Source organism: Pantoea sp. AS-PWVM4 (genome assembly GCF_000468095.1).
Lineage (GTDB): Bacteria > Pseudomonadota > Gammaproteobacteria > Enterobacterales > Enterobacteriaceae > Pantoea > Pantoea phytobeneficialis.
The window spans coordinates 12,444-25,659 of record NZ_ASZC01000005.1 but is presented as its reverse complement, the minus strand read 5'-3'; the positions used below and the strand labels follow the sequence as shown (position 1 = coordinate 25,659).

The window sequence follows — 13,216 nt, the reverse complement described above, 5'->3', positions numbered from 1 at the left end:
TCACACTTTTACCCAGGCTTGTGCATCTTCCTGCTGGCTCTGACGCGAGAACTCCCTATCATTAGCGGGCTAACGATGAGATAAAGCCCCCCGATGAATTTCCGTAATTTCGAAGCCGAAGAGAAACTGTTTGTTCGCCGCGCGATCGTGGCCTTTGCGTTGGTGGTGATCTGTTTCACTATCCTCGGTGTTAACCTCTACCATTTGCAGGTGGATGAGCACAGCTACTACGCGACGCGATCCAACGAAAACGACATCAAAATGATCCCCATCGCGCCGACGCGCGGGCTGATTTACGATCGCAACGGCATTCCGCTGGTGCGTAATGTCACCTGGTACGACATCCTGCTGACCCCTTACAAAATCGATGATATGAAGGCGACCATCGCAGCGCTGACGCCGATTGTCGATTTAACCCCGGAAGAGATCGACACCTTCTGGAAAAACCTCAAGCAAAACAGCCGCTACAAACCGGTGGTGCTGAAAGAAGAACTGACTGACGAGCAGGTGGCGCGATTTGCAGTCAACCAATTCCGCTTTACCGGCGTGAGTATCGATACCTACCAGGATCGCCAATATCCCTATGGTGCTGACCTGGCGCATGTGGTCGGTTACGTGTCGAAAATTAACGATAACGACTACAAACGCCTGAACGAAGAGGGCGTGGGTGAAAACTATGCCGCTGACCACAACATCGGTAAGCAGGGCATTGAAGGCTATTACGAATCGGTTCTGCATGGCAAAACCGGTTATCAGGAAGTCGAAGTGGATAACCACGGTCGCATCGTGCGCGTCCTGAAAGAAGTGCCGCCGGTTGCCGGGAAAAATATCTATCTGACGCTCGACCTGCATCTGCAACAGTATGTCGAGAGCCAACTGGTGGGGCAACGCGCGGCGGTGCTGATTGAGGATCCGCATGATGGCAGCGTGCTGGCAATGGTTTCCAGCCCCAGCTATGACCCGAACCCCTTTGTGAAAGGCATCAGTTATCAGGCGTATAAAACCCTGTTGCAGGATAAGAACCTGCCGTTGATTAACCGTGTGACCCAGGGCCTTTACCCGCCTGCTTCAACGGTGAAACCCTATATGGCGATGTCGGCGCTGCTAACTGGCGTCATCACCCCGCAAACCACCTTCTTTGGCGCGCCGACCTGGACGCTGCCGGGGACCGATCGTAAATACCGCGACTGGAAAAAAAGCGGCCACGGCATGCTGGATGTGACGCGCGCGATTGAGGAGTCGGCGGACACCTTCTTCTATCAGGTGGCGTTTATGATGGGGATTGACCGCATCCACCATATGCTCAGCCAGTTTGGCTACGGTAAACCGACCGGTATCGATCTCAATGAAGAGTACGCCGGACTGCTGCCGAGCCGCGAATGGAAACAGAAAGTTCATAAGAAGGGCTGGTATCAGGGCGACACCGTCTCGGTGGGGATTGGACAAGGCTACTGGATTGCGACGCCGATTCAGATGGTAAAAGCGTTGGTGGCGTTAATTAACAATGGTCGGGTGATTAATCCGCATCTGTTAGGGAAAGTGCAGCTTGGCACCACCCAGCAGGCATATGAGCCAAAAGATCCGCAACCGCAAATTGGCGACCCGAAATCACCCTACTGGTCGCTGGTACGCCATGCCATGTTTGGCATGGCGAATGCACCTAACGGCACCGGTTATAAATATTTCCACACCGCCCCTTACGGCATAGCGGCAAAAAGCGGGACATCACAGGTATTTAGCCTGCGGCAGAACCAGGTCTACAACGCGAAAATGATCCCGACGCGCCTGCGTGACCATATTTTTTACACCGCCTTTGCGCCGTTCAACGATCCTAAAGTGGCGGTGGCGTTGATTCTGGAAAACGGCGGGAATGAAGGGATTACCGCTGCGCCGGTGATGCGTAATATCCTTGACCATATCTTCCTGCCGCCGCCAGCCGTGCCGCTGGAGACCGCGAATATCGCTAACGCGCCTGCGGCTCATTAATGGAACCACCCCGCTGTGTCACCAGGTCAGCGGGGTCGTGCCGATTACTCGCCTTTTAACGTCTTGGTGACGTGGCTAATGGCACGCACGACATCGTCGGCACTGTCACGGATTTCTGTCATCACGCCGCCAGCCTGTTGGGCCAGCGCAACGCCCTGATCGGCGCGCTTCAGGTTGGATTCAATCCCTTTCAACGCCTTATCCGCCAGTTGGTGGTTCTGCTGCACCTTGCTCTCAATTTCGCTGGTGGCGCGGTTGATGTTGGCCGCCAGGGTTCGCACCTCGTTGGCGACCACCGCAAAGCTGCGACCGTGTTCACCGGCGCGCGCAGCTTCAATTGCCGCGTTAAGCGCCAGCAGATTGGTTTGATTTGCGATACTGCGAATACTTTCCACAATCGCGCCGATACGGTCGGAGGAATTGCTCAGGTTATGGATATCGCCGGAAATATCCTGAAGCTCACTGGCAAGGTCATGCATGGTTTGCACGCTGTTCTCAATCACCGTTGCGCCAAGTCGGGTGTTTTCCGTGGTTTGTTGGGCGGTTTGATAGGCCTGCTGGGCCGCCTTGCGCTCCTGTTGGTTCTTCTCCACCTGTGCCGTGACGTCTGTGGCAAACTTCACCACTTTATACAGCTCACCGTGTTCGCTAAATACCGGGTTATAGGTGGCACGCAGCCAGACGATGCTGCCTTGTTTGTTCACGCGCTGAAACTGGCCGGAAATAAACTCACCTCGATTCAGTTTCTGCCAGAACTGCTGATATTCTGGGCTGTTACGTAGCTCCTCCGTGCAGAACAGGCTGTGATGGCGACCCACGATCTCATCGGCATGATAATGCATGGTGTTGAGGAAGTTAGCATTGGCTTGCAGCACTTCACCTTTCAGGTTAAAGGCAATGACGGCCATAGAGCGCTCAATGGCCGTGGTCATGGCGCGTTGTTCCTGGGCATCAACAATATGCTCAGTAATATCCGTCGCCAGCTTAATGATTTTAATCACCCGACCGCTGCGATCCTGCACCGGCACATAATTGGCTTCCAGCCAGATGGGACGGCTGTTTTTAGCCACCCGCAGAAACTTATCGCTGAAGGCTTCGCCGCGATTCAGCCGCCGCCAAAAATCACCATATTGGGGTGACTGGATCAGATCGGCCGTACAGAACATGTTGTGATGTTGACCGACGATTTCCGCCAATGTGTATCCCATACAACTGAGAAACAGGTCATTGGCGGTCAGGATACGTCCTTGCGGTGTGAACTCGATGATGGCGATAGCATCATGCAACGCGTGAAGCGTGGCTGAGGGATGGCTGCGCCGCTGCCACGCCAAACGTGACAGAATGCCTGATGTGATAGTGGTAAACATGGTGAACCTTATTTTATTGGTATGGTATCAGTTCGGTTATCGGCGCGATCGATTAAAAATTCACCGAAAAAGCGTGGCTGGACATGAATTTTTACCACTTAGTCCGTTGGTTGCTGCAAAAGACGGCAGTCAGTTGCATTTCGCTGAAAAGCGTTTGACGGTACGGGCTGGTTAGGGTTTAATGCGCCCCGTTGCCCGAATAGCTCAGTCGGTAGAGCAGGGGATTGAAAATCCCCGTGTCCCTGGTTCGATTCCGGGTTCGGGCACCAAAATTCAGAAAACCCAGCCTTATGGCTGGGTTTTTGCTTTTGGGGCCAGAAGAAACCTTTTGCTCAGGGTAACGAATCAGCAAGGATTAATGGTATTTCCACGCCTGAGTCCAACTGATTCCTTTACCTGGCTCATAATGCATCTGTGACCACTGGCCTGTCTGGCTGCACCAGCCGGCAACGGTACACTCAAACAGCTTACCGTCATGTTTCACCACATCACCTTTCGTATAACGGGTGCCATACACCCAGGCTGGGTAATCGCTACCTCCGTTCGCAATAGCCGGAACCGTAATTCCCTCCTCCAGATCGCGACTGTGGTTACCTGCGGTGACGGTCACTTTAACCTTCAGGGTTTGTGGCTGAGTGGTTTTGGTCACCGTGAAACTTTGGTTAGCCCAGCCGTTAGTGCCACCGTGAGCAACGGTGGGTAAGGTCCAGCGATAAGACGGGGTGCTGGTTGCGGTGACGTCAGCGGATACGCCGCCGCTAAAGACCATGCTTTCACCTCTGTCATTGGCAATCATCTTCAGCTTCGCAGCGGTGACAAATGCCTGATCACTATTCTGTACCGGCGTTGTCACATTGATGGTGTGGTTTTGTGAGGCGGTGCGTGCACCTGCGACACTGGTTGCGGTCACTTTTACGGTGTAGCTACCGGCTTCCAGACCGGATTTCACCTGCCCATGTTGGTCAACTCCTGCGGTAACAACCTGGTTGCCTTTTAACAGTGACCAGTCATAACTGGCTTGTTCAAAGTTAGCCTGCGCCTCCAGTTGAACCGGTGAAGTGGAATCCATACTTACCGGGCCGATAATGTCGACTGCTGGCGCGATGGCGGAGACGGTCAGCGTTTTTCTGTCGCTTCCGTGCTTACTGCTCGCCGTAACTTCAAAACGCGTAGAGACGTTAGCCACATTCTTAGGAATCACCACCTCCACTGTCGCGGTGTTGTTGGTTTTGGTGTAGATACGCGCATCGCCATCAATGCGCTTCCATTGATAGCTGACATCATTCTGGTCGCTGCTGGCGGTGACGCTATAACCAAAACCATTGTTGTAAGTTGCGACAGCGACGATGTTGTCCCGACTCAGATTCACCTGGGGTGCTGGCTGCTCGCCTTGCTCTTCACCTGGTTGTGGTAGTTTGAGATCAGCAACTTTCTGTCCAGCCTGGGCGCTGAAATTCAGTCCCCACTGCGTGAAGTACTGGCGCAAATCCTGCCCGGCAGCCTGGCTGTAAGCCACCACACTAAAGTCGATGACCTTTTGTTTTGAACCTATAACGGAATCGGTCTTTTCTGCGATGGTAGTGCCTGGTGCCTGCTGAATTGCCTTCAAACGCCTTTGGTTAACATGAGGAAAGAAATCTTCACCATACGAGAAGCGTAAACGTGAAAAGAAGTTGAGTTGCTTCCAGAGGTTATTAATGGCGCTGTAATCTGGATAATGCATGCCGGAAGCAATAAAGTTAGCCACTGCCTGCTTGTCCCAGATACCCTCTTCAGGAGAAATATCGACATGGCACTGGTTCAGGGGAACTTCGCGACCCTTAAACATTTGGCAAGCTTCAATGGAATAGCGGTTAACCTGGATTTCAGAGAAGGTACTAAATGCCTCTTTAATCGGCTCGTACTCATGACCAATTTCATGCCAGACTCCCCAGTTATCGCCGTTCTTATCATTCATGCGATTGGCATGGAAGCCGACACCGATATAACCGTTGCGATAATCCGCGAAGCAACAGTTATCGTAATTCGTGAACATCGAACCCCTGGGGGAGGTGAACAGATATTCTGTGCCATCCATACCATTGATCTTCTCGTACAGCGCCGCGACACGCAGGTTGTCACCCAATACTTTGCCAACCATTTCATCGGTTTGCTGTGCGATTCGGTTCGGAACTACCGTGTTTGCATGCCCGTCATATAAGAGCGCAAAACCAAATTTACCTGCAACCGTTTTACTTCCCGCCCAATCATTTTGGCTACTCTGCCCTAAAATAAATAAATGGCTGTTGCTGCCGCCATTTATTTTAAAGGGAACAAATTCGCTCACTTGTTGTTTATCCGGATCACCACAGCCTAATAATAAAACGCCGGATTTTTTAAACGTGTAGGTGTTGTCGCTTTGCGCGGTTAATTGTTGTTGATCCAGATACATGGCATCTTTATCCGCAAACTCACGCCCAGTCGCCGCATAGCACTTTGCGCCCGCAGGGATATTGCCAACACTCACGGTGATATTTTGTCCGGCTTCACCAAAGGTGCGGGTAAAAAAGAAAATACCACGACCCATGGTGGCATAAGGCGCGTTGACCCAATCTTTGGTTTCATGGTGGGCCACCGGCATATTGTAACGATCCGGGAACCCGGGAGGGTACATCTCCATCGTTCGTTTCAGCCAGAACAAAGGTGTGCGGCTATCGAACGAATCTCGGAGTCCTTTCTCCGTATCCTGACGTAATTCTTCCAGGCTGGTGCCAATATGCGGCAGCGCCTCAATAAACCCGGCATTGCTGCTAAATTCTTCCCACCACGGAGAGCTGCTGGCGCTTGCATGACCTGTAAGCAGCAGCGGGGAAAGTGCCAGGGTGATCCCCATAGCTAATTGATTTAACTTCACGATTTTTCATTCCATTGAGATGTAGTCCCGGTATTCTTGTTGCTGTTGAAATATTTTGAAATCAGATAGTGGAAGGGATGACCAAGATAATTCCTGGTCGCACTCAGATGTGACGAAGGATTGCCTGGTCGTTACACCGACCAGGCATGATTCACTGCTACGGCTTTAATACCCAGATGTGATAAACACCGTCTTTCATTTCCGCGCCTTCCAGCTCTTTCTCGAAGCCTGGAAAGCGTTCGCCCCATTCGGCAATACTGCGGATATAACTGAGCCACGGGCCGTCTGCTTCACCAAAGCTTTCCCCAGGCATCACGATTGGGATACCGGGAGGATAGGGTATAACGCCGACGGCGGAGGTTCGTCCGGCCAGTTGCGTCAGCGGTAACTGCTCGCAATGACCAGCCATGTGCTTCTGAAACGCGTCACGCGGTAGTGTCACCGGTTGTGGCAGCTTGCCAAAGGCTTCCGATTGCAGGCGATCCATCTGGCTGGTGCGCATATAAGCGAACATCTCATCACAAATATCTTTCAGGCCCATTTTGCCGTAACGATCTTCATGGCCAGCAACCAGGTCAGGCAGGCAGCTTACCAGCAGCGTATTGGCATCATAATGCTGCTTAAATTCCAGCAAAACGTTAATCAGCGTGCCCCATTTTCCTTTGGTCACACCAACCGAAAACAGGCACAACACCATAAAGTCAGTAGTACGTGAAGGGACAATGCCATGCTGGCTCAGAAAGGCCGTCAGCATCGCAGCAGGGATACCACTTGCCTGCATTTCACCATCATCACCCATTCCGGGGCACAAAATGCCGGCTTTGATGGGGTCCAGCAGACACCATTCCTCCTCCAGATCGCCAAAACCGTGCCAGGCTTCGCCAGGTTTCAGTACCCAGCAGTTGGGATCACTAACCAACTGTTGGCGTGAAGCATCAACAAACGGAATGCGTTTACCGCTGGCGGCATCGGTGATTTCGGTCGCGTTCCACGGGGCGAAAAACCACTCCCCACGAGATTTGTAGGTCGCATTGACCTTTGCCAACGCGAGGCGAAAATCGACCGCTTCGTTAATCACCTCTTGGGTCAAGGTTTCCCCTTGCTTGCCGTCCATCATGGCGGCACCAACTTCGTTTGCGGCGATGATGGCGTAGAGCGGGGAGGTGGTAGCCTGCAACATATAGGATTCGTTAAAACGCGAATGCTCGACCGGCTTTTTGCCGTTGCGCACATGAATCCACGATGCCTGCGACAGTGCCGCAAGTAATTTATGCGTTGAATGCGTGGCAAACACCGTCGGTCCGGAAGAATCGTGATCGGCGGGATCGCCGCGCATCGCGAAGCGATCTTTATAGAATGGATTGAAGCGGGCATAGGCATACCAGGCTTCATCGAAGTGGATCTGATCAACGCTCTCAGCCAGCAGCGTTTCCGCCACGCTGGCGTGATAGCACATACCGTCGTAGGTGCAGTTGGTGACCACCGCGTACACCGGCTTATCGTGAACTGCCAGTTCAGCAAACGGATGATGTTTGATTTTTTCCCGGATGGCGGCAGGTTCGAATTGACGCCGGGGGATCGGGCCAATAATGCCGAAGCGGTTACGTGTTGGTACGAAGAAGACCGGGATCGCACCGCTCATCACCAATCCTTGCTCGATCGATTTGTGGCAATTGCGATCGCACAGGGCGAACTCTTTATCACCCAACACGGCTGCCATGATGGCGCGGTTGGAACCGGAGGTGCCGTTCAGCACTGAATAGCTTTGATGCGAGCCAAATATCCGTGCGGCATAGGCTTCAGAGTCTTTTATTGGTCCGGCGTGATCCAGCAACGAACCCAGAGAACCGCGTTCAATACCGGTATCGGTGCGGAACAGGTTTTCACCGAAAAAGTCATAAAACTCACGGCCCACGGCGGTTTTAGTAAAGGCAATTCCTCCCTGATGCCCCGGCGCTGCCCATGAATATTCCGGGGAGTGCTGGGTGTAATTAAACAGCGCTTTGGTAAAGGGGGGCAGCAGGCGGTCAAAATAGCGATCAATCAGCGTGATGGCGCGGGCGGCAATAAATTCCGCGGTATCCTCCAGCATCCAGACGAATTCATTCACCAGTTGCAGGACATCGAGATTGAGTGAATCGATGCAGGAGTGTTCAGCCATCAGTAATACCGGCACTTCACGATTGCGCTGACGAATGGTCTGCAACAGAGTAAAGGCCTCACGGTGGGTATCGTCGTCATTTTTACCTAAGGTCCAGTCGACAAACACGCAACACACCGATGAATCAGACATGATGGTGGCGACGGCATCGGTAAAACTGGCTGAGCCAATGACCGCCAGATTGTTCTCTTCCAGTGCTTCAATCAGCTCCAGCACAGCGCGACCACCGGTGGTATTGGGGGCAACAATGCTGTCGTCTACCACCAGCACGGTGCGTTTCTTATGTTGGCTCATATCTAACATCGTTGACTCCTTGTTTAGTCGTTCTGCGGCTGGGCATCAAGGGGATAGGGGTTTTTATGGCGGCGGTTGTAGTTGATGGTATACATCGCGGTGATCACCATCAGGGCGACAAAGGACCACATGACTTCCTGGGCACCAGAACCCACCACTGCCCAGATGCAATACAGGAACGCGAGCAGGGTGATGCCAGCATAGGCAGGACGTTGATTACCCAAATGACCATGTCCCACCAGCAGCAGGGCGGCGCAGGTGTAGAGATAAGGGACAAGGGTAAAAATCACCGATACGGAAGAAACCAGGGCGAACTGGGCGGTGGCATTGGGGGAAATGGTGGTCAGCTGAAATATCGTCATCAGAATGCCGAGAATCACCAGCCCGGCGACCGGTACGCCCTGTTTATTGGTTTTTCTGAATATCGGCGGGAAGAGACCATCATTGGCGGCGGCCTGCGCGGTCTGGCTGGCTAGCAGGGTCCAGCCACCTAACGATCCCAGACAACCTGCGGCGGCACAGAAGGTCACCAGTGCACCCGCGGTATTCCCCAGTGCCATGCGTGCCGCATCGCCAAAGGGCGAGTCGGACACGCGCAAGTCAGCATTGGGTATCATGCCCATAATCGCTGTGGTGGAAAGGACATAGCACACTGCCGCAATCAGCACTCCGCCAAGGGTGGCTATCGGTACGTTACGTTTGGGATTCTCCACCACGGCGGCTGCCACTGAGGCACTTTCGACGCCAATAAATGACCAGAGCGTCACGCTTAAGGTACTTTGGATGGCACCAAACGTACCCTGTCCGCTGACATTCCACGCGCTCATATAAGTGGCACCGCTAAACCAAAACCAGCCAAAGATGGCGACGGCCAAAATAGGAAATAATGCCAACACGGTGGCAATGGCTTGCACTTTAGTAATCATCCGTGGGCCAACAATATTTAAAATCACGAACAACCACAGAACCGCAATACAGGTAAAGGTCAGTACCAGTGGGTTTTTTAATGCCGGGATGAAATAACTTAAATATCCGACACCTATCACCACCATCGCAATATTACCAATCCAACAGGCCAGCCAATAAAGCAGGTTGGTCTGGTAGCCTAAAAATGGACCAAAAGCGCGTCGGGCATAAGCATAAGAGCCACCAGGGCTGGGATCGAGCGAGGACATTTTGGCATAGACAATCGATAATGACAGCGCGCCAATAATGGTCACCAGCCAGCCGTAAATGGCGATGCCACCGGTGTTGGCAAGGCTGGCGGGCAACAGAAAAACGCCGGAACCCATGATATTGCCAGCCACCATTAATGTCACAGGCACTAATCCAACTTTCTTACTTTCAGGCGTAGCCATACACCCTCCATGTCGTGTTATTTAGGGTATAAACAGCGGGGAATTTTTTTAGTGAATCATATCTATAGTTGATAATTATTTGTTTTGCACAAGTGGAAGTGGGTAATTTTTATCGTCGCTTCGTTTAAATTTATCCTTTGTGTTGTTTTATAGGGGTTTTTAAATTTTCAAACTGACATATCAGAAAATAAAATAAGGTTTTTTTTCATTGGTGATATCTGTTAAATAACGTTTAAATTAGTAACCAATTAAATTTATCCCCCTATAACAATCAGGGCAATCAGCCGGGTTGACAGAACACAGCAAATTCGCGCAATCTGCCAGCCTTCTTTGTTCCAATGACCTGACAGGAAACATTGCACTGTGAATGCTACTGGGGGTGTGAACTCCTGCGTGACAGAGTGCGTGCCATCGGTTTTGCTGTGCGGGTGTATGTGCCCTATGGTGCCGACTGGTATGGTTACAGCACCCGACGTTTGCAGGAGAATCCGCGCATCGGCGGTTACATACTGCGAGCATTGATTAAGCGCTAACGACAAAACCGCCAGTCACTTGTGACTGGCGGTTTTCGTTGGTGAGGCAGAAAAATCCGATAAACTGTACTTCCCGGCATTTATCAATTTAAAAATGGATCTGTTTTTTATTATTAACTACATGAAAAATATATCTATTAATTTTATTAATAGATCCATTTAATCATCATGTTTTTGTTTGCTGTCAGGACCAATAATTATCAAACCTTCGCCACAATACCCGGTACAATTTGCCCCAGTTCTGCGTTATTTCTCTTAGGGTAATGCCGGGATCTATTCATATTTCGACGACGATGGTAAAATTTTACCCATAACCTTCAGGGATGGATGTATGCCAATAAAATCAGAAAAACTCCGCATCCCGAGTGGAATGCATTCCTTTATGTCGGTTATTACCCTGACCAGGATGTTCATTATCTCTCTCCCTTGTATCTTCCTGTTTATTTTAATGCCCTCGCGTGCCGTCGCTGCACAAGACGACGCTGCGAATCGCATTGTCAGCGGGATTATCAGCTTTACGCATTGGCCGGGTCTGGAACGTCTGCCGAAACTCTGTGTGCTGCCTTCTTCACAGCATCTCTCTTTGCCGTCAACCCAGACAGGCAATGGCTATACGGTGAGTTATCTCGTCAGCGAGAATGATCTGTTAACCGCGCAGTGTGATGCCGTGTATTTTGGCGATCAGTCCCCGCAGCAGCAGGCACAGTTGCTGGAGCAAATCAGCAGCAGACCCGTTCTGGCGATTGCTGAAAATAACCCGGAATGTACCATTGGCGCGGCTTTTTGCCTTATTTTCCATCAGGATAAAACGGTGTTTTCTGTCAATCTCGATTCACTGGCCCGGAGCGGTGTGAAAGTAAATTCAGAAGTGTTGTTACTGTCTCGCAAAGGAAGTCAGTAAGATGAAATTCGAAGATATAAAAACAGAAAAATCATCTATACGGAATAAGTTACGCAAAATCAGTACCATCAATGCTGCGGTTATTTTACTGCTGTGCTGGTTATTACTTTTTTCCACCTCCATGTTGTTTATTAAAAGTTATGAGAAAAGAAATCTCGAACTTATCGCGAATACGTTAAGTACCAGCCTGACTGCGGCCACCGTATTTGAAGACAGCTATGACGCGAAGAAAAAAGTGGTACTGCTGGGTTCGCAGGGGATGTTCTCTGCGGCAAAACTGGTCTCGTCGGAACAAACGGTGTTAGTGGACTGGCAGGATACGACCAATGACGATAGCCGGTTTCAGCGTCTGCTGCGCCAATGGATCTATGCCGAACCTTTAACGGTGAATGTAACCCATGAAGATGCTGTGGTGGGGACGCTGACGCTGTCAGGGACCGTAACCAATGTGGCTGATTTCATTGAATACTCAGTCATTATTCTGTCCTGTAGCATGATTTTCGTTTTTATTGTTTCGTTTCTGGTCAGTGAGCTTTTGCATCGTGGCATTCTTGCCTCCTTCAGAAATATCACCAGCACCATTCATTATGTCATCCGTTCCGGGGATTTTTCCCCACGTATTTCTGGCAGTTCCACCAAAGAGTTTCAGGTGTTCTCCGAGGACCTCAACTCGTTGCTGGCAGAGATGCAAACCCTGAAAGCTTCATTGCTGCGGGATAATAAGTCACTGGCGGCTAAAGCGCTGAAAGATCCATTGACCGGGCTGGCAAACCGGACGGCATTTATCAGCAAACTGAATCAACTGCTGGATCAGCAACTGGCGCAGGAAAATTTCGTGCTGTTGTTTCTGGATGGTGATCGTTTCAAAAGCATTAACGACACCTGGGGCCATGCCGCAGGCGATGAAGTGCTGCAAAGCATCGCTTCCCGACTCTCTGGCCTGGTGACGAAGAGTGACCTGGTGGCGCGTCTGGGAGGCGATGAGTTTGCTATTTTGATCACCAGTATGACCAGTGAAGAGGAGTTGCAGCAGCTCACCAGCAGGATTGAAACGAGTATCACGCAAAAGATCGCCATTTCGGCAGGCGTCAATATCACCACGTCCGTGACGATTGGTTATGCCTGGTCGCAACACGGTGATTCTGTGACCTCGATTCTTGAACGTGCAGATATGCACATGTACAAAAATAAAGGGATTACAAAGGTATCAGGATGAAAATTAAAGCGTTCCTTCTCTTGTGCATCATTGCTTGCGCCGGATGTCAGTCAAAAAGAACCTTCACGGACGAGCAAATTGCGGCTATGCGTCAGGAGGGATTCAGCCCGAATGCCGAAGGCTGGGGGCTGGGGATGTCTGACAAAATTCTGTTCGGGATTAATGAGTCAGAGCTGACGCCAGAAAGTAAAACTACCATTAACCGTATGGCGACCAACCTGGCCGCGACCGGTATTGAGCATTTGCGTATTGATGGTCACACCGACAATTACGGCACCGACAGTTACAACGAACAGCTGTCACTGAAGCGCGCCAACGCGGTGGCAACGCAATGGGCTGAGGGGGCGTCGCTGCCGCGCAGCAACATTGAAACCCGCGGATTAGGAAAGAAATATCCGGTAACCAGCAATAACAACGCCCAGGGACGTGCGCAGAACCGGCGTGTGGCGGTGGTGATTACCGCACCATAGCCCTCTCTGTCGCGCGATAAATCGTGCCGCTACAAAC

At 51.2% G+C, this 13,216-nt stretch carries 9 protein-coding genes and 1 tRNA gene; 6 read left to right on the top strand and 4 right to left on the bottom strand.

The window, feature by feature from the left end:
* The first annotated feature begins 93 nt into the window (after positions 1-93).
* Positions 94-1,986, top strand: a complete 1,893-nt coding sequence (gene mrdA, locus L579_RS06060) for a penicillin-binding protein 2 (protein WP_021183401.1) — start codon at positions 94-96, stop codon at positions 1,984-1,986.
* Positions 1,987-2,030: 44 nt separating this feature from the next.
* Here the strand turns inward: mrdA and L579_RS24295 are convergent, their stop codons facing one another.
* Positions 2,031-3,353: a methyl-accepting chemotaxis protein gene (locus tag L579_RS24295; protein ID WP_021183400.1), complete on the bottom strand. Its 1,323-nt coding sequence runs from the start codon at positions 3,351-3,353 to the stop codon at positions 2,031-2,033.
* 193 nt (positions 3,354-3,546) lie between these two features.
* Between L579_RS24295 and L579_RS06050 the strand changes: the two genes are divergently transcribed.
* Positions 3,547-3,622, top strand: a tRNA-Phe gene (locus L579_RS06050).
* An 86-nt stretch (positions 3,623-3,708) separates the two neighbouring features.
* Here L579_RS06050 and L579_RS06045 read toward each other — a convergent pair.
* The 3 genes from L579_RS06045 to adiC all read right to left on the bottom strand — a co-directional run bounded on the left by L579_RS06045 (position 3,709) and on the right by adiC (position 10,059).
* Entirely contained in the window at positions 3,709-6,246 is a 2,538-nt protein-coding gene (locus L579_RS06045; protein WP_021183398.1) for a M60 family metallopeptidase, read from the bottom strand.
* A gap of 157 nt (positions 6,247-6,403) precedes the next feature.
* A complete protein-coding gene (locus L579_RS06040) occupies positions 6,404-8,710 on the bottom strand; it encodes an Orn/Lys/Arg decarboxylase N-terminal domain-containing protein (RefSeq protein ID WP_021183397.1) in 2,307 nt (768 codons plus the stop codon).
* 14 nt (positions 8,711-8,724) lie between these two features.
* Positions 8,725-10,059, bottom strand: coding sequence for an arginine/agmatine antiporter (adiC, locus tag L579_RS06035; protein ID WP_021183396.1), 1,335 nt, complete (start codon positions 10,057-10,059; stop codon positions 8,725-8,727).
* 401 nt (positions 10,060-10,460) lie between these two features.
* On the opposite strand from adiC, the gene L579_RS24275 reads away from it, so the two are divergent.
* The 4 genes from L579_RS24275 (at position 10,461) to L579_RS06020 (ending at position 13,179) form a co-directional block, all read left to right on the top strand.
* Positions 10,461-10,592: a Proline dehydrogenase (Proline oxidase) gene (locus tag L579_RS24275; protein WP_021183395.1), complete on the top strand. Its 132-nt coding sequence runs from the start codon at positions 10,461-10,463 to the stop codon at positions 10,590-10,592.
* A 331-nt stretch (positions 10,593-10,923) separates the two neighbouring features.
* A complete protein-coding gene (locus L579_RS06030; protein WP_021183394.1) occupies positions 10,924-11,493 on the top strand; it encodes a YfiR family protein in 570 nt (189 codons plus the stop codon).
* 1 nt (position 11,494) lies between these two features.
* A complete protein-coding gene (locus tag L579_RS06025) occupies positions 11,495-12,709 on the top strand; it encodes a diguanylate cyclase domain-containing protein (RefSeq protein WP_021183393.1) in 1,215 nt (404 codons plus the stop codon).
* Positions 12,706-13,179 (top strand): OmpA family protein, encoded by a 474-nt coding sequence (locus L579_RS06020; protein ID WP_036625454.1) that lies wholly within the window; start codon positions 12,706-12,708, stop codon positions 13,177-13,179. The genes L579_RS06025 and L579_RS06020 overlap by 4 nt, the downstream gene beginning before the upstream one ends.
* The last annotated feature ends 37 nt before the right edge of the window (positions 13,180-13,216 follow it).